Annotated in this window: 19 protein-coding genes; 4 read left to right on the forward strand and 15 right to left on the reverse strand. The window is 36.2% G+C overall.

Annotated features, from left to right (window positions below; translation table 11 throughout):
• Nucleotides 1-414: 414 nt before the first annotated feature.
• Nucleotides 415-807 carry a thiol-disulfide oxidoreductase DCC family protein gene (locus QA612_RS05180; protein WP_278282708.1) on the forward strand — a complete coding sequence of 131 codons (393 nt, stop codon included), beginning with the start codon at nt 415-417 and terminating at the stop codon, nt 805-807.
• Nucleotides 808-855: 48 nt separating this feature from the next.
• Here QA612_RS05180 and QA612_RS05185 read toward each other — a convergent pair whose 3' ends face one another.
• The 4 genes from QA612_RS05185 to QA612_RS05200 all read right to left on the reverse strand — a co-directional run bounded on the left by QA612_RS05185 (nt 856) and on the right by QA612_RS05200 (nt 7,396).
• Nucleotides 856-2,094: a Gfo/Idh/MocA family protein gene (locus QA612_RS05185; RefSeq protein WP_278282709.1), complete on the reverse strand. Its 1,239-nt coding sequence runs from the start codon at nt 2,092-2,094 to the stop codon at nt 856-858.
• A 312-nt stretch (nt 2,095-2,406) separates the two neighbouring features.
• Nucleotides 2,407-3,237 carry a D-amino-acid transaminase gene (gene dat / locus QA612_RS05190; RefSeq protein ID WP_278282710.1) on the reverse strand — a complete coding sequence of 277 codons (831 nt, stop codon included), beginning with the start codon at nt 3,235-3,237 and terminating at the stop codon, nt 2,407-2,409.
• A 65-nt stretch (nt 3,238-3,302) separates the two neighbouring features.
• Nucleotides 3,303-4,358, reverse strand: a complete 1,056-nt coding sequence (locus QA612_RS05195; protein WP_278282711.1) for a DmpA family aminopeptidase — start codon at nt 4,356-4,358, stop codon at nt 3,303-3,305.
• A 395-nt stretch (nt 4,359-4,753) separates the two neighbouring features.
• Entirely contained in the window at nt 4,754-7,396 is a 2,643-nt protein-coding gene (locus QA612_RS05200) for a valine--tRNA ligase (protein WP_278282712.1), read from the reverse strand.
• 649 nt (nt 7,397-8,045) lie between these two features.
• On the opposite strand from QA612_RS05200, the gene QA612_RS05205 reads away from it, so the two are divergent.
• Entirely contained in the window at nt 8,046-8,249 is a 204-nt protein-coding gene (locus tag QA612_RS05205; RefSeq protein ID WP_278282713.1) for a hypothetical protein, read from the forward strand.
• 60 nt (nt 8,250-8,309) lie between these two features.
• Here QA612_RS05205 and ysxE read toward each other — a convergent pair whose 3' ends face one another.
• From ysxE to QA612_RS05220, 3 genes are read right to left on the reverse strand one after another with little or no spacing between them, the layout of a single operon-like run.
• The gene (gene ysxE, locus QA612_RS05210) at nt 8,310-9,323 is read right to left on the reverse strand and encodes a spore coat protein YsxE (protein WP_278282714.1); all 1,014 of its coding nucleotides are present in this window, start codon (nt 9,321-9,323) and stop codon (nt 8,310-8,312) included.
• On the reverse strand, nt 9,320-10,240 hold the full coding sequence (locus tag QA612_RS05215) for a hypothetical protein (protein WP_278282715.1): 921 nt from the start codon (nt 10,238-10,240) through the stop codon (nt 9,320-9,322). The genes ysxE and QA612_RS05215 overlap by 4 nt, the downstream gene beginning before the upstream one ends.
• Nucleotides 10,241-10,253: 13 nt before the next feature.
• Nucleotides 10,254-11,474 carry a LysM peptidoglycan-binding domain-containing protein gene (locus QA612_RS05220; RefSeq protein ID WP_278282716.1) on the reverse strand — a complete coding sequence of 407 codons (1,221 nt, stop codon included), beginning with the start codon at nt 11,472-11,474 and terminating at the stop codon, nt 10,254-10,256.
• Nucleotides 11,475-11,849: 375 nt separating this feature from the next.
• Between QA612_RS05220 and QA612_RS05225 the strand changes: the two genes are divergently transcribed.
• Nucleotides 11,850-12,284 carry a VOC family protein gene (locus QA612_RS05225; protein ID WP_278282717.1) on the forward strand — a complete coding sequence of 145 codons (435 nt, stop codon included), beginning with the start codon at nt 11,850-11,852 and terminating at the stop codon, nt 12,282-12,284.
• A 159-nt stretch (nt 12,285-12,443) separates the two neighbouring features.
• On the opposite strand, the gene hemL is transcribed toward QA612_RS05225, so the two are convergent.
• The 6 genes from hemL to hemA form a co-directional block, all read right to left on the reverse strand.
• A complete protein-coding gene (hemL, locus tag QA612_RS05230) occupies nt 12,444-13,736 on the reverse strand; it encodes a glutamate-1-semialdehyde 2,1-aminomutase (protein WP_278282718.1) in 1,293 nt (430 codons plus the stop codon).
• Between the two features lie 57 nt (nt 13,737-13,793).
• Nucleotides 13,794-14,777, reverse strand: a complete 984-nt coding sequence (hemB, locus tag QA612_RS05235) for a porphobilinogen synthase (RefSeq protein ID WP_278282719.1) — start codon at nt 14,775-14,777, stop codon at nt 13,794-13,796.
• Between the two features lie 30 nt (nt 14,778-14,807).
• The gene (locus QA612_RS05240; RefSeq protein WP_278282720.1) at nt 14,808-15,614 is read right to left on the reverse strand and encodes a uroporphyrinogen-III synthase; all 807 of its coding nucleotides are present in this window, start codon (nt 15,612-15,614) and stop codon (nt 14,808-14,810) included.
• 14 nt (nt 15,615-15,628) lie between these two features.
• Entirely contained in the window at nt 15,629-16,561 is a 933-nt protein-coding gene (hemC, locus tag QA612_RS05245; protein ID WP_278282721.1) for a hydroxymethylbilane synthase, read from the reverse strand.
• Nucleotides 16,562-16,623: 62 nt separating this feature from the next.
• Nucleotides 16,624-17,442 carry a cytochrome C assembly family protein gene (locus QA612_RS05250; protein ID WP_278282722.1) on the reverse strand — a complete coding sequence of 273 codons (819 nt, stop codon included), beginning with the start codon at nt 17,440-17,442 and terminating at the stop codon, nt 16,624-16,626.
• A gap of 15 nt (nt 17,443-17,457) precedes the next feature.
• Nucleotides 17,458-18,846 carry a glutamyl-tRNA reductase gene (gene hemA / locus QA612_RS05255; RefSeq protein WP_278282724.1) on the reverse strand — a complete coding sequence of 463 codons (1,389 nt, stop codon included), beginning with the start codon at nt 18,844-18,846 and terminating at the stop codon, nt 17,458-17,460.
• A gap of 329 nt (nt 18,847-19,175) precedes the next feature.
• Here hemA and QA612_RS05260 point away from each other — a divergent pair, with 329 nt between their 5' ends.
• On the forward strand, nt 19,176-19,661 hold the full coding sequence (locus QA612_RS05260; RefSeq protein ID WP_278282725.1) for a LiaI-LiaF-like domain-containing protein: 486 nt from the start codon (nt 19,176-19,178) through the stop codon (nt 19,659-19,661).
• A 129-nt stretch (nt 19,662-19,790) separates the two neighbouring features.
• Here the strand turns inward: QA612_RS05260 and yihA are convergent, their stop codons facing one another.
• Nucleotides 19,791-20,381 carry a ribosome biogenesis GTP-binding protein YihA/YsxC gene (gene yihA / locus QA612_RS05265; protein ID WP_278282726.1) on the reverse strand — a complete coding sequence of 197 codons (591 nt, stop codon included), beginning with the start codon at nt 20,379-20,381 and terminating at the stop codon, nt 19,791-19,793.
• 1 nt (nt 20,382) lies between these two features.
• Nucleotides 20,383-22,701, reverse strand: a complete 2,319-nt coding sequence (lon, locus tag QA612_RS05270; protein WP_278282727.1) for an endopeptidase La — start codon at nt 22,699-22,701, stop codon at nt 20,383-20,385.
• Nucleotides 22,702-23,051 lie beyond the last annotated feature (350 nt).

Raw genomic sequence — 23,051 nt, forward strand, 5'->3', positions numbered from 1 at the left:
GATCTCTTGTCTTTATCTTACTGTGAATGAACATTTCCTATAATGAACTAGAGAAATATTTTCACTAAGCCTTAAGTTGTATTTGTCTGTGAGACCCGGTCTAATGATTATTTTATAAGTGCGTGTTCAAAAAGGAGGATAAAAATAGCCGAGTCGGCTAAAGTCACAACGACCTGTTAAAACGCCGACACTAGCACGTCCTGTGCGTCGAAAGATCAAGACGGCGTAGCTTTGAGTACCGCAGCGAATGCTTTTAATACGTGAGGAACGGAAAAGCAAGCCAACGCAGAGATTCGACAGATATTTTTCCCGGACTTTTTGAACATCCTCAATAAGAGTATTTGTTGTTGGAATTTTCCATCGTTGCTATACTTTTAGATAAGAAGTTTTTCAGAAGAGAATAGGGGATTAGCCATGAATGGAATTATTATGTTCGATGGTGTATGTAATTTTTGTGTAGGTAGCATTCAGTTTATCATTAAAAGAGAACCTCATGCTTATTTTCAATTTGCTTCGATTCAGAGTAAAGCTGGGGAAAAGCTATTTAATGATTTTTCTATTCCTGAGGATATTGATAGCTTAATCCTCATTGAGAACAATAAGTATTATTTAAAATCTACAGCCGCCCTCCGTATTTGTAGGCATTTAAATTGGAATTGGAAACTTCTTTATTTATTTATAGTTGTACCTCGTCCAATAAGAGATTCCGTTTATAGTATCATAGCCAAAAAACGTTATCATTGGTTTGGAAAAAGAGAGAGCTGTATGATGCCAACACCTGAGCTAAAAAACCGATTTTTATCGTAATGTCTTTTTAAAAAGAAACCAAGCTTCATTTTGCTTGGTTTCTTTTCGTTACTTATTGATGGTTGAAATGATGTCATAAAACTCTGTTTTAGATAAGTCAATTTCCTTTCCTTTTATTGCCCATTCAACTCCTAATTCGCTTGGTAACTTCCACCGATCATAGCACTCCATAAGCACTTTGCTAAGCCCCTCTACCCAAACAACTCGGTCTTTTTCATCAAATTGTATTTTATTTTCCGGAAATGTAATAGGTTGTGGTACAGATTGATGTACCCCATAAAGAGCTAAAGTTTGAGAGCTAGCTGTTTCTAAACCACAAATTACGGAAGTATTGTTCTTTATTGCTTCTACTATTGCATCAAATTTATTATAGTCATTCTCTTTTATTGAACCATAAAATTCCTTACTCCCGTCATGAAAAATTGCAGTTATACATTCTTCATCAAAGCCTACCTCTTCGTTTCGCCTATTTTCGTCGTAATAGATAGTTCCTTTTTCAAACTCATATTGAAATGCTGGACCGTAATTATCATCCTTTTCGATTGCATGAGATGCCATAAAGAGTATTTCTGTTTTATTCTTCGTATATGCTCTTATAAAGGATGTATCAAAATTTTCAATGTCATTAGCTTTGTAGGATTCTGCTGTAAGGGTGTGAGGAAAAGCACTACTATTTAACGTTTGACCTAAAACGAAAAACATGTTTTGTAAAAAGTGAGTTGCTGCATTGGCTGCTACACTGTCTAAGACCCACCTTCCGCTATTATCCTTTACTCTACCTGCCCATCCTCTAGCATAGTAATCCTCATTTCTAGACCATAAAACAGTTGATTTTAAACGAATTGGCTTTCCAAATTTCCCTGCTATAATATCTTTTTTTAACGCTTGCATAGCTTGAGAATAGGACCACTGGTATCCGATTCCAACTTTTCTTTTTGCTTGATTTCGAACTTCCATCATTTTCAAAACTTCTTCTATCGTTGCTGCTGTTGGTTTTTCACAAAGTACGTGACTACCATTTTTTAAAGCTTCACAGGTTAACTCACAGTGAAATTGAATTGGGGTGGATATAATCGCTAAATCAGCTTTTTTTTCGCTGTAGAAAGAGGCTAATGATGAAAAGTGTGAAATTTCGTTAGACTGAAGGAGATGAAGTGTTTTGCCTTCTGGTTCAATAGGATCTACAACACCTGCAATTTGTACTTTCCCCTGGGCTACTCTATGTAACAGCTCTTGTAAGTGCTTCTTCCCATACCCTTTTATTCCTACTAAAACAACATGAACCAAACGAATCCCTCCTAAACTTAAGATTTGAAAATGATCAGTTATATTTAGGTTTGTTCCTTGGCTTTTTCATTAAAATACCCAAATGATTCTTTATCTTCCAATCTATAATTTTAATAAACTTTCATCTACAAATCTTATAAAAATGTAGTATAAATTCCTATTTTCGGATATGTTTTTTTATGTTTAGGGGAGCACCGCATTAACAGAAGATTGGTAAAGTAACCAAGGAGAATCAATTGCTGTTGGGGGCGGAAGGATTAATTCCCATAGATAAATTACTCCTTCCTATCCAAAGGCAAACTTATTACATTATCAATTATGTTGTTTTTTATATAATTCTATTAGCAAAGTAGAAATAGGTCGCTGATTAGGTAACCGTGATTGTGAAACTAATGCGATAGGCAAGATTTCAGTGGTTGTTCCCGTTATGAAAGCCTCATCAGCATCTTTTAAGAAATCTACTGTAAAGGCTTCTTCCTTTACTATAATATTATTTTCTTTCGCTAATTGGATGACTTTTGCACGGGTTATACCGTGAAGAATCGCTTTTGTTGCTGGATGAGTATATAGCACATTATTCTTTACAGCAAAAATATTGCTACTTGATCCTTCAGTAATGATACCTTCCTTCTCAAAGACCGCTTCTCCGCAGCCATTTCCTACCGCTTTGTGCTTTGCCATTATATTTGGGAGGAGGTTTAGTGATTTTATGTAACAATTTTTCCACCGTTCATCCTCAAGAATCATAATAGAAATGCCATTCTTTCTTTTCTCTTCTCCCATTTTCCTAGCATGTCGTATGGTCATGGAAAAAATAGATGAAGTATCTGGATAATGGTGTTGACGAGGGGAAATACCTCTAGTCACCTGAAAATATACTTCAGCCTCCTTCATTTCGGAACGCTTAATGCCGTCCATTATTATTCGAATTATTTCAGCTCTCGAGTATGGCAACTGAAGTTCAATGCCTTCCGCACTTTTCTCTAGACGGTCCATATGTTCATTTAATAAAAATGGGCTTCCATCATACACACGAACCACTTCATATATACCATCACCAAATTGATGTCCCCGTTCTTGAATAGGAATCACTTTATCATCTATATCTATAAATTGATCAATATAATAAGCAATTTCTCTCAAAAAAATCTCCTCCCAAACTAATAATTTTAGTAGCCCCCTTATAAGTGGAGGCATTAAAAAAACTATTAAAAAAAATCGTTAATGTATTCCGTCAATGACTCTAGTTTTTTTCCAGCACGACCGGTTGTTGTCTCTGATGCTAGTAATGAATTAATAATACCCTCCTCTGTTGCTTCAGCTACAGCATGAAAAGCAAGATCTAGCTCTTCTTCATGGATAAAGTCATGTGACAATATTTTTTTTGTTGAATCATGTGCAATTGTCGATGCTGTAGTAAAGCCTATTACAATATCCCCACTTCCATGTCCCATTTTTGATCCAGTATGACTTAAACCAATTCCACAGCGTTTGATTATACGTTGTAATTGACGTTCAGTTACTGGTAAATCAGTAGCAACGATAATAATAACTGAACCTCTTTCCTTATCCATATCATTGCTATTTTCCATTGAGTTGGAGATACTTTCTCCAATCTTTTTACCATTAATCATTAAATCATGAAGCCTACCAAAGTTTGTTAAAGCAAGTGCTCCTATAGTAAATGTTTTGCCCTGAATGGAAATGACCCTTGAGGATGATCCAATGCCGCCTTTTAAACCGAAGCATTTCATTCCAGTTCCTGCTCCGATAGCCCCTTCAGCATAATCTACTTTAGCATCACGAATTGCTTCATAGACATGATTCTCATTAATAGAAATGTGTCGAATGTCATTTAAATACATGTCGTTACATTCTGCTACGATTGGGTTCACCGTCCCCGTTGTTCGACCTATTTCAGGATTATCTCTTAATGTATATTTTATTAGTCCTGTGGCACAATTTCCAACACTAAGTGTGTTTGTCAAAAGAATCGGTGTTTCAATTGTTCCTAATTCATTAATTTGTACTGTTCCCATTGTTTTTCCAAATCCATTTAATACATGGCTTGCTCCTACTACCTTTTCTTTAAATAGATTCCCTTGATGGGGAAGAATAGCAGTGACACCAGTATGTATATCTTTATCTTTTATTGTAACATGCCCAACTGTTATTCCTTTCACATCCGTAATCTTATTTCTCGGTCCTGCTGGCAATGTCCCAATAGTTATATTCCAGTCTCTTGCTCTTTTTTCCTGTTTCATTTTTTAGCCTCACTATCTCTCCATATTAATATTGTTCTACCTTGATGGGCAACTCCTTAACACGTCTCTGTCATTCCACTCCTGAACCGTTTTTAATTCAGTGTAGAGACCACCCTTGCAAGTGAAAATTTGCACCATGGAGGATGAAAATACTCATTAAGGTAGTTCATCCTTTACGGGTGACAGCTTTCCACGGGCAATGCTTCAGACCTGCACAACCTTCCTATTTATTTATTAGAACGTAATAGAGTCATCCTTCGCTACGAAAAAATTATACTTTTCCTAATTAATCATTACTATATATTTGGCAATTCAATTGTTTGTATTTATTGTAACCAGCAAACAAAAAGAAATCCAAGAGCAGCACGAGGCTTCTCTGGATTTCTTCTCATCTTTTATTTTTTTAACTCTTCAATACGTGCCTTTACTTTATCTCTTTGTTCTAAATAGTCCTTCTCTTTTTCTTTTTCAGCAGCAACAACCTGCTCTGGAGCTTTAGCCACGAAACCTTCATTTCCTAATTTTTTCTGAACCCTTGTTACTTCTCCATCAAGTCGTTTTAATTCCCCTTCTAGCCGCTTGATCTCTGCATCGAGATCAAGAAGTCCCGCTAATGGTAGATATAATTCAACCCCTGATAGAACGGAGCTCATGGATTTTCCAGGTGCTTCAAGGCCAACATTCATCATTAACTCACTTGGTCGGCAAAAACGATCAATATACCCTTTCCCTCGGTTTAGCTGGTCAAGAATACTATCAGAATCAGCGTTAATGTGAAGAGTAATTTCTTTACTCATTGGAACGTTTAATTCAGCTCGTGTATTTCTTACTGAACGAATGATTTCTTGAAGGAGCTGCATATCTTTAAGTGCTTGCTTATCAACAAGGGTTTCCTCTCTCGTTGGCCAAGGTGCCACAGTAATGGATTCTCCTTCATGTGGAAGGTGTTGCCAAACCTCTTCTGTTATGAATGGCATAAACGGATGTAATAATCTCATCGTCTGATCCAATACGTATGCTAGTACAGAACGAGTAGTATGCTTTGCTTCCTCATCATCGCCATTTAATGGGAGCTTAGCCATCTCAATGTACCAATCACAGAAATCATCCCAAATAAAGTTGTAAAGTGCTCTTCCTACTTCTCCAAAGTCATAAGAATCAATGAATTTCGTTACGTGATCAATCGTATCTTGTAATCGTGTAAGAATCCATTTATCTGCAATAGATTTTTTTCCTGAAAGGTCAATCTCTTCGTACTTTAATCCGTTCATATTCATTAATGCAAAACGAGATGCATTCCAAATCTTATTACCAAAGTTCCAGTTTGACTCTACTTTTTCCCAATAAAAACGAAGGTCTTGCCCTGGTGAGCTACCTGTTGATAAGAAGAAACGAAGAGCATCAGCACCATACTTATCAATAACATCCATTGGGTCTACACCGTTTCCTAACGATTTACTCATCTTACGACCCTCTGCATCTCGGACAAGCCCGTGAATGAGTACATCCTTAAATGGTCGTTCTTCCGTAAAATGTAATCCTTGGAAGATCATTCTAGCTACCCAAAAATATATGATATCGTATCCAGTAACTAGTACGTCAGTGGAGTAATAACGTTTAAAATCTGGTGCTTCTTCGTTTGGCCAACCCATTGTAGAAAACGGCCATAATGCTGAGCTAAACCAAGTATCTAATACATCCTCATCTTGTTCCCAGTTTTCAATATCTTGTGGTGCTTTTCTTCCTACGTAAAGTTCCCCTGTTTCTTTATGAAACCATGCTGGAATACGATGTCCCCACCAAAGCTGACGAGAAATACACCAATCACGAATATTTTCAATCCAATGAAGATACGTTTTTTCAAATCGATCTGGTACGAAGTTCACTTTACCTTCTGATTTTTGTAATTCAATGGCTTGTTCAGCAAGTGGCTTCATTTTTACAAACCATTGGGTAGATAGATATGGTTCTACAACAGCTCCACTTCGTTCTGAATGACCAACACTGTGCATATGATCTTCTATTTTAAAGAGAATTCCTTCGTCCTGAAGATCCTTCACAATTTGCTTACGACATTCAAAACGGTCCATTCCTTGGTATTTCCCAGCATTTTCGTTCATTTTTCCTGCTTCGTCCATGACGAGAACTCGTTCTAAATGATGACGATTTCCAATCTCAAAATCGTTAGGGTCATGAGCTGGTGTTATTTTTACTGCACCTGAACCAAAATCCATATCTACATAATCATCTGCAACGATTTCTATTTCTCGTCCAACGATTGGAAGCTTTACTGTTTTTCCGATTAGATGCTTATATCTATCATCCTTAGGGTGGACAGCAACAGCTGTATCCCCAAGCATTGTTTCAGGACGAGTTGTAGCTACTTCAATATGACCACTACCGTCCGATAATGGATATTTCATATGATAGAAGGCACCTTGAACATCCTTATAGATAACCTCAATGTCAGAGAGTGCTGTTTTCGTATGCGGATCCCAGTTAATAATATATTCACCACGATAGATTAGCCCCTCTTCATAGAGACGAACAAACACTTCTCGAACGGCATCTGACAACCCATCATCAAGGGTGAACCTTTCTCGTGAGTAGTCAAGAGATAAGCCTAATTTAGCCCATTGTTGACGTATAAAATCAGCATATTCTCCTTTCCATTCCCAAGATTTCTCTAAGAATTTTTCACGACCTAAATCATGACGCGAAACTCCTTCTTCTCGTAACTTCCCTTCTACCTTCGCTTGCGTTGCAATCCCAGCATGATCCATTCCAGGTAACCATAATGCATCGTATCCTTGCATCCGTTTCACTCGAATTAAAATATCTTGTAACGTTGTATCCCATGCATGACCGAGATGAAGCTTCCCTGTTACGTTCGGTGGTGGAATAACAATCGTATAAGGTTTTTTCTGTTCATCTGATGTGGCTTCAAAAAACTTACCATTTACCCAATATGGGTACCATTTTGCTTCTGTGGCCTTTGGATCATATTTTGGCGGCATTGAAATCTCTTGATTATCCATTTTTCTTCCTCCTTAAAATCGTCACGAAATCGTCCCGGAACAGGTTCCGGACAATTTTGTTAACATTTCTATAAAATACAAAAAACCCCCTTCGTCAAAGGACGAAGGGAGTTGAATTCCTCGCGGTACCACCTTTGTTTACAGTCAACTTCATTGTCGCAATAATAACCTACAAAGATCAAAAGAAATATTATGAATGATCCATGTATTGACTGTACACCTCAAAGCACTAACGGGGCTATCCGGCTTTAACTATTAATGTCCTATCATAAATGCGGCAGGACTTGTTCATTAAAGCAACTCCAGGGCGACACTCCACCTCTACCTCTAAGAAAACCTTCCAGCATTGCTACAGCAATAGTTTTCCTCTCTGCTAGTTTCAAGATGAATAATCCCTTTCAACGTTATTCATATTTGATATTCAATATATGTATTCGTTATTTTACCCTTTCTTTCAAATAGATTCAATAGTTTTTTGGTGAATTTTACTATTCCCTAATACCTTGGGAAATAAGAAAATATAGTTTTCATCATTATTAGCAAAGAAATTTTGATTTATACTTTTCTTACTAATTACATTGTGTACGTTACACTTATTTGTTTACCTATGCATAAAATGTTTATAACCTAGGAAAGAGAGGGGATTATTATGAAGCGATTGAGGAGAGGGGTTGGGCCTTTTCGTTGGCCACGTTGGTTTCAACGAACCGTGGACATTTTTTATCAAATTTTAGTTCCATTAATTATCTTTCAATTTATTCGAACACTTTTTTTGCCTACTACCTTTGACATGATATTGTTAGGAACACTTGTCCTCCTCTATCTTTCCCACGCATTCGGTTGGTTTTCATAATCTAAATACGATACTAATTAAAAAGGTGCTCCCTCATTTGTATGGGAACACCTTTTTATGTTAATTCTCATTGTTATCAAAAACACTTGCCATAAATCGTTGTATACGATTCATTGTTAATACTTTTCGTTCTAATTGTGTTACCGCCTGAACTTCCGTTAGCTTTTTATCTTTATTTTGATAAGCGTCAACAGATTGATAAATACTTTCAGGAAAAGCAAGATAACTCATGAACAAGTGACGTTCCTCATCAAAGAAGGCAAAATGCTTTTCATATAATTGAAGCCAGTGTTGCCCCTCCTGTTCATCCCATGGTCTAGATTGGAAAAAATGACGGAACATCAATGCCATATCTCGTGATGGTGTATCAAGCACTGCTTTTTCAAAATTTAAGAAGTATGCAGTACCATACTGATCAAAGCATGTATGCTTTCGACTTGGTTTTCCGTGGCATAATACACTTCGGAAGCTCTTCTTTTCCTTAGCACCTTCTATCCAGGAATTTAAATGAGTTTCAGCTTGCTCTGCCATATATATTGTTCTGTTAAAATGAGTTAAAAAAGTAAGCTCAAAAGGAGATAAATAGACATTTCCTTCTGTCTTCTCCACATACCTTTCCATTTCCAACCGGCGATAAGACCAGCGCTTTTTTAACGTCATATAGGATTCTTTTAATACTTCTTCAGAATACTCCTGTGTTCGTTCCGTTAAACCATGTAGCTTTGCAATTTCCTCTACCATCACCTCTTCTGGGTATACTGGATGTCGAAATTGCGTATTGTCTTCATACCAAGGCATCAAATAATAAACTACTTTCCCGTGTCTTACAATCGTATCACCATATTTTGTTGGTAGGATTGGAACAACATAATGAAATCCAATTCGTTCTAACCGTCGGTGAATATGAATAAACCAGTCAGATTCATCTTCCGTCATGGTTGTTTCCTTCAAAGCAAATGTACCATTAGCTGTATATATCTTTTTTACTTTCCCAAATGATTCAATTTTCTCTGGTGATAAATCATATTGAAATAAAACTGATCCAATGGGTTTTTGCTGGACTTGGATATTCATACTTTAACCTTCTCTCTAGTAACATCCAGCCATTTATTTAATGCTTTTACTAACTCTCTAGATGCCTCCCATTGATACGTTAGTTTTTCCTTCCAAACAGCATATTCATTAGGATCATTTAGGGTTTGTATATGTTGTATAAATTCGATAAATTCCCATGGAGCTATACAATCAGCTAATAATTTCTTACCATGTTCTTGACTTAAGGGAAAGTGATTATTTATTTCATTTAACAATGCAAAAAAAGATGATTGGCCGTATCGTTGCAACCATTCTGAAAGAATAGTTCGTAACGATCGATAGCCTCTTTCAGGATTATGATTCGTGTGCTGCCAATATAATTTTTCAAAAATGAGTTTGCCTTGATCTAATGATAGGATAGGTGCTACTACTGGTGTTTTCACTTTAGCATGTTCTTCTTGAATACTCTTTGCTTTAGCTAAACGAATAAGGGATTCCTTTCTAATTGCTTCAAAAAAATGTAACTCACTTTTTTGAATGCGATTTCCTATCTGTTTCATAGGATAATTTAAGGACTCCTCTTGTAGAAGTGGATCATTTATATCTACCCCGAACTCATCCATTTCCATTGAAAAATATTTACCTAGAAAGGCCCCAAACTCTTTTTCGCGACTTCGGAAAGGGAACAAACTGCTTACTTCATCATGTAGGGTTATCCACCCTGCATCACAAAGTATCATTCTTTCACCATGAATAGTTTGAATCATTCGATTTGTTAAGCAGTCCGTTTTCTCACTTAATTTATCCCGCCAATGGATATGCCATCTTGCATCCTTTTCATTCGTCCACAGTATGAGACGTTTTAGTCCCTTCTCTGTTTCTAATAACTCCCCATTCACTTTCCATTTACCGTTTTTAAATCCATAGCTATCTAGTAACTCATATAGACTAAGCATAGTCTCCCCCCAATCAAGAATTGGATGTTGGAGTCTGTTTCACTGGTAGATAGAGAATTTGACCTTCAGAAACACGTTCATCATTCAAACGGTTCATTCTTATGATTTGACTTAGTTCTAAGTCATATCGATCACAAATTGTTTCTAATGATTCTCCTTCTTGAATGATACACATTCGTAGTTTCGAAAACTCCTCTTCTCCTTTTGTTAACATCTTCGTTAAATAAAGAGCATTTTCTTCTTTATTGGATCCTTCATCTGTTCCATCTTCTCCATCTGGTCGTTCTTGATTTCCATCAACTTCCCCTTCATGCTCACTGTTCGTGTGCGTTTCAGGATTTGGTTGAGCTGAAAATCGAACAGCTGGTTCAGTCACATCATTCTGATCATATCCACCATCGTTTTCATGTAACGGTTCTACTTCTTCTTGTTCATTTCTATTTTCTTCCGTAACGTCATTTTCCTCAATGTCACTATTTCGGTGCCAGTTATCATCTGTTTCGTCGCTATGATTTACTACTGAACTATGAAAATTATCAGCTTCTTCATCTACGTTCATGGTTTCCCTTTGATCGTCCTCATCATTTGATTGCCTCACTGCTTCAAAGTGAAAGCTTCGATCATCAGAATTATCTTGAATAGCATTTACAGGTGTTTCTTGTTCTTCATTAAAAGAGCTTCCAACATAACTATATACATTTTCCGTATTATTCATATCTTCACTATACGTTGCTTCATCTCGTTCATGCTCTTTATCGTAAGTATAATCTTCTTCTTCATCGTACGAATCAGAACGTTCATTTTTAATGCCTGATACAGAAACATTTGCTTCAAGCTCAATACAGCCTTTTCCAGGTAATTCATAATCAAATGCATCTACCGTAACAAAAAGATCCTCTAATTGGTTAATTCGTTCTCTAGGTATCGTAACATCTAATGGAAAGGAATGACGAATCAATCCTACACCATCATTAGTCATAGAGACCTCTTCAACAGAACGAAATGATACTTCATCAGATAACGATTCTCTTCTTGCAAACTCATCGGTTTCCTTCGGGCGATACTCCCCAAATAATTGCAATGATCCCCTAACAAATACTTGATCATCTACTTCACGGATAGAAACATCAGGTTCAAGAGCAAGCGATAAAATCTCATCGATTTCGTTATCCCCATTCAACCAAACAGATTCCTTAATTGAAAAAGCCAATGACGACGGTTTTTCATAAGTCAACGTGATTTCCCCCTTTATTTTAAACTGACTATTTCCTTAGTTGTCATTCATGATGAAATTGAAAAAAAGTCCCTTTGTCCACACTTTTCTCCTATTTTTGCTTATACGATACACATGTATGTTTTGTAGGATGAAAATATGACTGTTTCATCTCGTAATGTGGCCCTTGTATAAAAATCTTTAAGGGCTACTACTATTTATATTGACTGTACAAGCATTTAGAATAGAAATATCAGATTACCCTTAAGTACACAAAACACAATAAAACGATCTTTAGCGGTTATTAAAATTGATCTTTGGTATACTTAAATTGATAAACTGGGAAAAATGGTGAGGTAATGAGTCTTTATAATCAGAGAAAAGGAGTGTGTCATGATGGTTGGGGTAGAACTTGATTTGGTTGTGAAAGATTGCTTAAAGGCTTTGGAATTATATGAAAATATATTTGAAATCGAACGTGTGGAGGTTACGAACCTTCCTCTTGGTCAAAATGAGGTAGTTTTTACCCTATTTGGTGTTCACTTTCATCTATTAGATGAAAACCCAGAATTTCATTTGATCGCACCAAAACCTGAAGACCCTAAGACTAGTTGGGTTAATGTTACTGTCCTAGACATTAAGGGCACCTATGCAAAGGCTATGGATTTAGGTTGTACGGAGGTGCAACCTGTGACAGAGATGCCTGACTACGGAGTATCGAACGCAATATTCACGGACCCTTTTGGTTATGTATGGATGCTACATCAAGTCCATAAAGAGGTTAGTCATGAAGAACGTATACAGCTTTGGGAGGAAAAAAGAAAGAATTAACAAGCGAATAGACAACTTAATGGACTTCCAAAAATCGGAAGTCCATTTTCAATCTAAATAATCATCATTATTCGCAAACAGAAACAAATTTATAAACACCATTGTGTTTCTCACACATATTACCATAATATCTAATGTACTCGTAAAACATGAAATTGATTACCCTTGCTCACGAATAAAAGCAAAGGCATTTTCAGCTGCTTTAATTGTCTTATCTATGTCCTCTTCCGTATGCTTTGTGGATAAAAACATTCCTTCAAATTGTGATGGAGGAAGGGATATCCCTTGCTCTAACATCTTCTTGAAGTAAGTGCTAAACATTTCTAAATTAGATGAAGTGGCTTTTTCATAATTTATCACCTTTTCATCAGTAAAGAAGAAGCCTACCATGGAACCAGCTCTACTAACATAGTGAGGAATGTCATATGCAGCAGCCGCTTTTGATAGTCCATCTCCTAATCGTCTTCCTAAAGCTTCAAATGTATCATAGCTTTCTGGAGTTAATTGTCGTAAGGTTTCATACCCAGCTGTCATTGCTAATGGATTCCCTGATAGAGTTCCAGCCTGATAAATTGGTCCAGACGGTGCAATTTGCTCCATAATTTCTCTTTTTCCACCATAAGCACCAACAGGCAACCCTCCACCAATAACCTTTCCTAGACAAGTTAAATCTGGTGTAACACCTAATTTTCCTTGAGCACATTCGTATCCTACACGGAATCCAGTCATTACTTCATCCATAATCATTAAAGCACCATGCTTCTCTGTCATTTCACGAACCCCTTCTAAAAACCCAGGTTCAGGTAAAACAACCCCCATGTTTCCAGCTACAGGCTCTAAAATAACACCAGCAATGTCATCTCCGAATTGATCGAAGGCTAATTGAAGACTTTCTATATCATTATATGGGACAGTTAATGTATTTTGAGCTACAGACTCAGGAACACCAGGGCTATCTGGAAGCCCCAATGTTGCTACACCAGAACCAGCTTTAATTAATAGGGAATCTCCATGACCGTGATAGCACCCTTCAAATTTTACAATTTTATTTCTTCCTGTAAAGCCCCGTGCTAATCGAAGGGCACTCATTGTTGCTTCCGTTCCTGAGTTCACCATTCGAACAACCTCTATAGATGGGACACGATCAATAACTAGTTTTGCTAACGTCGTTTCTAGCTCACTTGGCGCACCAAAGCTTGTCCCTTTTTCTGTCACTTTCTTTAGTGCTTCTACCACATGATCATCTGCATGACCTAAAACTAGTGGTCCCCACGATAACACATAATCGATATATTCATTCCCATCGATATCCCAAATATGAGAACCTTTCCCACGTTCCATGAAAACTGGATCTAAATTTACAGATTTAAAAGCACGTACAGGACTGTTTACACCTCCTGGCATCACTTTTTTCGCTTCTTCAAATGCTTTTATTGATTTTCCCCTGTTCATTACATTTACCACCTTTCTATCTTATCTATGAAAAATGATCATCTATACTAGCGTGAACTATTTTGATTCGTCTAACCATCTTGCAACATCTTTTGCAAAGTAAGTCAAAATTAAGTCTGTACCAGCTCGTTTCATACTAACTAGTTTTTCCATCACTACACCTTTTTCATCAATCCATCCATTTAGAGAAGCTGCTTTAATCATTGAGTATTCACCACTTACATTATAAGCAACGACGGGTAAATGAAAATTATTTTTTACATCTCTAATAATATCTAAATAGGATAATGCTGGCTTTACGATTAAAAAATCAGCTCCTTCTTCCATATCTGATTTTGCTTCACGTAACGCTTCTACACGATTAGCTGGGTCCATTTGATATGTTTTACGATCACCGAATTGGGGCGAGCTATGTGCAGCGTCACGGAATGGTCCATAAAAAGATGAGGCATATTTCACTGCATAACTCATAATAGGAATATGATTATAGCCAGCTTCATCTAACCCATGTCTAATTGCTGCAACAAAACCATCCATCATATTGGAAGGTGCAATAATATCAGCTCCAGCCTCTACTTGGGAAACTGCTGTTTTAACTAGTAACGATAAAGATTCATCGTTTAGTACTTCTCCGTTCTCAATAACACCACAATGTCCATGATCGGTAAATTGACATAAACATGTATCAGCAATAACTGTAAGCTCTTGATGATTCTTCTTAATTTGTCTTGTTGCACGTTGAACGATTCCTTCAGCAGCATAAGCGGAAGAACCTATTTCGTTTTTCTCTGCCGGCACACCAAATAATATAATTGATCGTATTCCAAGCTTTACAACTTCCTCAATTTCAGCATCAACACGATCTAAAGACCATTGATAAATACCTGGCATGGAAGCAATTTCATTCTTTATATTTTCCCCATCTTTTACGAAAATAGGATAAATTAAATCTTCCTTATGTAAATATGTTTCTCGAACCATGTCTCGTATTCCTTGTGTTCTTCTTAAACGACGATGTCTTTTAAAATCAAAATTAGTCATGGTTTATCCTCCTCATTATTATGTATTCGTTCATTTTGAAAGGACTTTCACTATTTCTGAAATTAAGTTCTCTATTGTATATGATTTTGGTACAATATACTCCTTTATTCCATACCCCTTTAAAGCTTCTGCTGTTACTCCACCGATTACAGCAAAATGGATAGAGGATAACTTTGTTTGAACCACTTCAGGCTTCACCTGCTTAAAAAAAGAATGGACAGTTGATGGGCTTGTAAAGGTAATAAGATCAAGCTGATCTTGGATTAGTAGCTCATTTAACTTGCTTTTATTTGAAAGATTGAAACTAGTTTCATAAGCAACTGGCGTATCTACATCAATATTAGCAGCTTTCAGTTTTTCAGGTAATACATCTCTAGAGAGCTGACTTCTTGGAATAAGAACTCGTAGACTTCCTTGTTCCATTTGTGTTCTTTGTTCCTTATTTATAGATAGAATTATTTCGTTTGCTAAATGCTCTCCATCGAAAATACGAGGAACAACATCAGGATGGAAACCTTTTTCGATTAGCTTTTCCTTTGTTTTTGTACCAACAGCAGCAACTTTTAAGCTAGTAAATTCATCAGGGGATATATTCTCATTTTCTAATAAGTCAAAAAAGAATTGAACCGTATTCGCACTAGTAAAAACGATCCATTTATATGTATTTAGATCATGAATAGCAGTAAGGATCGGCTTCATATCCGTTGGTTTTCTCATAGAAATAAGGGGGACTTCTTCCACTATCCCCCCGTAGCTTTGGAGTTTGTTTGTTAGTGAAGCAGCTTGATGAACTGCTCTTGTATTTAGTATTCGACAATGACGAAGTGGTAAATTCATCGTATTTCCTTCCCTTATAGGTTAAGGTCTTCTTTTACTTTATCTAAAACCTCTTTTGCTCCTTGGTTCAAAATCTTCTGAGCTACTTCAACACCTATAGCCTCAGGATCATTTCCTATAATAGATTCTCGAAAAATTTCTCTACCATCTGGAGAAGCAACGAGTGCAGTTAAGGAAACTTGACCATCCTCTAAAAGAGTTGCATATCCTGCAATCGGTACTTGGCAGCCACCTTCCACTGTATGGAGAAATGCTCTTTCTGCCGTTACTACTTTTTCCGTAACTGGATCGTTAATTTTTGCTAGCATGTCAAGAATTTCTGAATCATTTTCCCTACATTCAATACCAAGTGCCCCTTGACCAACGGCAGGAAGACATACATCAGGTTCTAAAAATTCTGTCACGATATCCTTAGTCCAACCAACTCGTTCTAACCCTGCAGCAGCTAAAATAATTGCGTCGTATTCCTCCTCACGACATTTTTTTAATCGTGTATCAATATTTCCTCGAATCCATTTAATTTCTAAGTCTGGACGTTGGGCAAGAACTTGTGCCCCTCTACGTAAGCTACTTGTTCCAACGATAGATCCAGGAGGAAGTTCCATCAATTTCTCCCCACTGTTTGAAATAAATGCATCCCGTGGGTCAACACGTTTAGGAACAGCACCGATCGTTAACCCTTCAGCCATTGCTGCTGGTAAATCCTTCATACTATGAACAGCAATATCGATTTCTCCGTCATACATAGCTTTTTCAATTTCTTTTACGAAAAGTCCCTTCCCCCCTACTTTAGAAAGGGTTACATCTAATATTTTATCTCCCTTTGTAACAATTTCCTTCACTTCAAATTCTACGTCAAAGCCTAATTCATTTAGTCGATCAATAACCCAATTTGTTTGAGTCATAGCTAAATTACTCTTTCGTGATCCAACAATAATTTTCCGCATAATAACCTCCATGTTTTACTATTAAATGTATTTAAAGCATTTCCTGTCTTAGATAAATATTATTACCATATATGAAAATTAGAAAAGGAGCTTGATAAGAAATAATTAATTAACAATCCAAGAAAAGCTCCGATATTTAATAATGCCAAACCATACCCCCGTCGTTTCTTTACTGCCCATTGAAATAAGTATACTCCATATAAAATCAAAATGAAAAATGACGTTAACACTTTAATGTCAAGCCATGGAACCATTTCAAATTTTACCCAAGCCCATACAACTCCTAATACAACTCCTAATAGCATGAGTGGGAAGCCTATCAATGTAAACAAGTATGATAAATGGGCTAATCTTGATAAATTACCAATACGACCCATTCTTTTTCCCCAGCGCTTTTGCTTTAACATATGATGTTGGAAAAAATAAAGAAAGGAAAATGCGAAGGAAAGTGTAAACATACCATAGGATAGTAGGAGAAAAACCACGTGTATGACAAGTAGTTCTAATATGATAAGGTCTGCTAAGCTAGATGGTACGTCACCAGTGGAATTAGTTAAACTAATAGTCATAATGGCAAAGCCCACAAAATTAACTAGTAATATTAAAAATTCAACTCGATAGAGACGACTAATGATTAAAGAAAATGTAACTAATATCCACGAGTACAGAAACATCCCTTCAAAAATAGTCATTAGTGGTAATCTGCTATATTCTATCGTTCGCATTACAATAAATACAATTTGCAAAATCCAAACAATAGAAAGCAACCAGAAGGCGATTCGATTTACCCTCTGGTTGTTTTGAATAAAATCAATAAAATATCCAAGTACACTTAAAGCATATAGAGAAATAATCCCAATATATAAAACATTTAAAAGCATTCTCTAATCCCCTCTTTAAATAGAGCGGGCAACAGCCTCTTTCTTATAAGCTAGTTTTGCCTTACGCTTCTTCACATTCCATTGGCGTTCCAATTTATTAATTTGTATATTTGCAAAGGAAATCTGTTCTTGCTGTTGAACCTCTTTCTCTATTGCAAATACCTTCGTTACAAAATCGAGCATGTCCTCTGTATTTTTTTCTTCTGGAAGTTCTTTAATAGCTGAAATTGGGTCACGAAGGAGCTGATTCACAATACTCTTCATATGTTTTCGAATGACCTTTTTTTCTCTATCAGAGAGGTTTCCTAGCTTTCTTTCGAGACTTTCCATCGTATCCTGCTGAACTGTCATAGCTTTACTTCTTAAAGCGGTAATAACAGGAACAACACCAAGAGTATCAAGCCAATGACTAAAATCAATTAATTCCTCTTCTATCATAAGCTCAATTTTTTCAGCTTCTTGTTTTCTCTCCTCTAAGTTCGAGGCAACAATACCTTGTAAATCATCAATATCATATAAATAAACATCATCAATTTCTGCTAAGGCGGGATCAATATCCCTAGGTACAGCAATATCCACTAAAAATAGTGGTCGCCCTTTTCGTTCCTTTGCTAATTCTTGTACTGCGGATTTTGTAACAACATACTCTTTTGAACCAGTAGAGCTTATTAAAATATCAGCATGAAGAATTGATGCTTCTAATTCCCTAATATCTTTTGAATGACCGTTGAATTTACTTGCTAGCTCGTCTGCCTTAGCCTTAGTACGATTCATTACAGTAATATCATTTACACCACTAGCAGATAAGTGCTTTGCTGTTAATTCACTCATTTTACCTGCACCAAGAATGAGTACATTCTTATTTGTAAATTCACCAAAAATCTTTCTACCTAATTCGACAGCTGCATAGCTAACAGAGACAGCATTCTCTCCAATAGAAGTTTCTGAATGAGCTCGTTTTCCTAATGTAACAGCTTGCTTGAATAAATGGTTAAACATTGTTCCGGTTGTTCCATTCTCTTGAGCTTTCAGAAAGCTATCTCGAATCTGTCCTAAGATTTGTGTTTCCCCAAGGATCATAGAGTCTAAGCCACAGGAAACGCGGAAAAGATGCTCTATTGCATGTTCATCTTCCCGTATGTCTAAATAAGGACTGAAATCCTCTTTAGGAATATTAAACCATTCAGATAAAAATACTTTTGTATAATAACGTCCAGTATGTAGCTGGTCAGCTACGATATATATCTCACTTCGATTACAAGTAGAGACAATAACACATTCAAGAATACTTTTGGATTGCCTTAACTTTGTTAAACCAGAAGCAATATCCTCTTGAAAGCTAAATTTTTCTCGTATTTCTACTGGAGTTGTTTTATAATTCAAACTGACGACTAGGATGTGCATGCCTTCACCCCCCCAAAACTGTAACCCATCCTTTAAATCTATATATAACGACCTTGTGTTTGTAATAATTATTTCGTATTAAATTATAACATTTTGATAGTGATATCACAAAAAAATGTGTTCAATTAACATGTGAACATTATGTGACACTTCACATACTGAAAAGATTATACTTTATTATGTATAATAAAATCTAGTTTAGTTTATAGTTATTTCCATAATATATAATATTTATTTCAATTTTTAATTTTTCAATGAAACGTAATGTTTAAAAAACTTTCTAAGAAAACAAATCTATTCATTTTGAACAATGTGAGGAGTGATTTATCATGAAAAAAAATGGTGCTTTACCTGGAGTCATCTTAATTTTAATTGGTTTATATTTTTTACTCCAACAATTAAATATTCCTATCCCATTTTCAAATGTCATATTTAATTGGCCATCAATTCTTGTTGCTATAGGAATAGTACTTGCATATCAAGGCTATTCAAATCGAGATGATAATAAAATGTTTTCTGGTAGCATTTTACTAGGCTTAGGAGTTCTCTTTCACGGGGCATATACCTTCCACTATTGGAGCTATCATTGGGGCTACTTTACTTTAGTCGTTAGTATTGCTTTTTTCATGAAGCATTTCGTTAACAAACGTGATGGTCTAGTACCAGGTACAATATTATTAATTATTTCAGCCTTTGCCATTTATTCCAATCAATTAGTAACATGGATACAACGTTTCTTTTCTGGATTTGATAAATTTTGGCCTATTATATTTATTGGAATTGGATTATACTTATTATTTTTCAGAAAAAAATGATTCGTATCGTAAACAATTTGATCACTACACGAAACTCATTAGCTTATACGAACTATTAAAAGGGTGTCTCATGGCTCAGTACTTGCCTATGAGACACCCTTTCATTTTAAGAAAATAGTAGCTTTATCATTACTCACCAAACATGAGCTTAGTCATTTCCTTCCAGGCTTTATCTTTTCCGTATCCAGTTTCAGAAGAGAAAACAACGACAGAGTCCTCTTGTTGAAACTTTAGGTGCTCCTTAATCTGTTTAACATGTTTGTCCCATTTTCCACGTGGAACCTTATCTGCTTTCGTTGCAATAATAAGAACAGGATGTTTGTGATATTTAAGCCATTCATACATCATCACATCATCTTCCGTTGGTTTATGACGAATGTCAATGAGCTGAACAACCCCTTTTAATTGCTCTCTTTCCTGGAAATATATTTCCATCACTTTTCCCCATGCTTCTCTTTCTGATTTTGAAACCTTTGCATAACCATATCCTGGAACATCTACAAAGTGAAAACGTTCATTTATAAAATAAAAATTTAAGGTTTGAGTTTTACCTGGACGTTGTGACGTTCTTGCTAAACCCTTCCTACTTAAAACCGTATTAATGAATGACGACTTCCCAACATTAGAACGTCCAGAAAGAGCCACTTCTGGAAATGGCCCTGCTGGAAATTGATGTGGCTTTGCTGCACTTATTACGATTTCTGCACTATTAATTTTCATATTACTCCCCCACCAAAGCTTCCTTCAATACCTCATCTAAATGACCTACAGGAATGAACGTTAAGTCTTTTCTTACACTTTCTGGAATATCCTCTAAATCCTTTTCATTGTCCCTAGGAATAATAATATGAGTTAATCCAGCTCGATGAGCACTCATAGATTTTTCCTTTAACCCTCCAATAGGTAATACTCTTCCTCGAAGTGTAATTTCTCCTGTCATACCAACTTCCTTCTTTACAGCACGACCTGTTAAGGCAGAAATTAGAGCTGTTGCCATCGTAATACCTGCGGACGGACCATCCTTCGGTACTGCTCCTTCAGGAACGTGTATATGAATATCATTTTTTTCATGAAAGCTAGCATCAATGGACAATTCATCAGATTTTGATCGAATATAACTAAAAGCAGCTTGGGCAGACTCCTTCATCACATCTCCCAGTTTTCCTGTCAATGTTAGTTTTCCCTTACCTGGAGAAAGAGAGACTTCTATTGTCAATGTGTCACCACCTGCTGTTGTATAAGCTAACCCAGTAGCAGCACCAACTTGGTCCACTAGTTCTGCCTTTCCATAACGAAACTTTGGTTTCCCTAATAAGTCTTCGATTGTTTTTTCTGTTACAATAACTTTTTTCTTTTCACCTGAAACAATTATCTTTGCAGCTTTCCGGCAAATGGTTGCCATTTGTCGTTCTAAGTTACGAACTCCGGCCTCACGAGTGTAATAACGAACTACCTTTAAAATAGCTTCCTCTTTCACTTGAAGCTTTCCTTTCGTTAGACCATGTTCTTGTACTTGTTTAGGTAATAAATAGTCTTGAGCAATTTTAAGCTTTTCAACCTCTGTATATCCTGCAATGTGAATAATTTCCATACGATCCATTAACGGAGGTGGAATTGCTCCAATATTATTTGCAGTCATAACAAACATTACTTTTGATAGATCATAAGGCTCTTCAATATAATGGTCGCTGAAGCTATTGTTTTGCTCTGGATCTAATACCTCCAGCATAGCTGCTGATGGATCACCACGGAAATCACTTGCCATTTTATCTATTTCATCTAATAGGAATACCGGGTTCTTAGAACTTGCTTTTTTCATCCCTTGAATAATACGTCCCGGCATAGCTCCAACATACGTCCGCCGATGTCCACGAATTTCTGCCTCGTCACGAACGCCCCCTAGTGAAATTCGAACAAAATTTCTTTGTAGCGATCTTGCAATAGAACGGGCTAGTGATGTTTTCCCAACACCTGGAGGTCCTGCTAAACAAAGGATTGGTCCTTTCAATTCCTTCGTAAGCTGCTGAACAGCTAAATATTCTAAAACACGTTCTTTCACTTTTTCTAAACCATAATGATCTTCATCCAGTATTTTTTCAGACCGATGAATATCATGCATATCTTCCGTTTCTTTGTTCCATGGAATTTGGGTTAACCATTCAATATAATTACGAATTACGGAGCTTTCTGCAGAACTTGCTGGCATTTTTTCATAACGAGCTAACTCTTTAATTGCTTTTTCCTCAACCGACTCTGGCATCTCAGCATCAGCGATTTTCCCTCTTAAAACTTCAATTTCTCCTTCTTTACCTTCTTTATCTCCTAATTCTTTTTGAATAGCTTTCATTTGTTCACGCAGATAGTATTCCTTTTGCGTTTTCTCCATAGACTTTTTTACACGTTGACCAATTTTCTTTTCTAATCCTAAAACTTCTTTTTCATTACTTAAAATTTGAAGGACCTTTGTTAAACGATCCTTAAGATCAATTGTTTCTAATACTTCTTGCTTTTGTACAATTTTAAGTGGTAAATGAGAGCTAATAATATCAGCTAAACGACCTGGTTCAATAATATCTGATACAGTTGCGAATGTTTCTTGAGACACTTTTTTAGATAAATGTATATATTGTTCGAATTGTTCAAGTACATTTCTCATTAATGCCTGTTCTTCTACTGTTGCTTTTTGACGTTCATCAAGTAGCTCAACCTCCACTTGAAAATAGTCCTTCTTTTCAATAAACTTTTTAACTATCCCTCTTTGTTTACCTTCAATAAGAACACGAATCGTTCCGTTTGGTAATTTAAGCATTTGGTTAACCTTTGCTAACGTTCCTACTTTAAAGATATCATTTTCATCTGGTTCATCAATTGAAATTTCCTTTTGTGTTACTAGAAAAATTTCCTCATCTTCTACCATAGCTCGTTCTAGCGCTTGTACAGATTTGTCTCGTCCAACATCCAAATGTAACACCATTGTTGGATAAACAAGTAAACCTCTTAATGGTAGTAAAGGGAGTTTTGTTAGATAAGATTCCGTCATATGTACTACACCTCCACTTTTTTTACAATAAAACTCTACAAAGGAAACTTGGCATGCCAAGTCTTAAAGGACTATTTAATAAATAGGCTATGTTAAAGGATAATGTTGATTTTAATAAGAATGTGATTTTTTGCTGATCAAGCTAGACTCCTCATAAGCATTATCGCACCAAAGGATGGCAGGATTGCACGTTGTCCACAGGTCGTAGACTGACTTTATGTGTAATTGTACATAGCAAAAATCAACATGAAGTTTAACAGAGCCAATAAATAAAATATCACCTGATAAATCATAAGCAATCGGTATGTTGCCGATTGCTTAGCTACACTACTTCTTGTTAGAAACTAACA

The organism is Evansella sp. AB-P1 (genome assembly GCF_029688925.1).
GTDB lineage: Bacteria > Bacillota > Bacilli > Bacillales > Salisediminibacteriaceae > Evansella.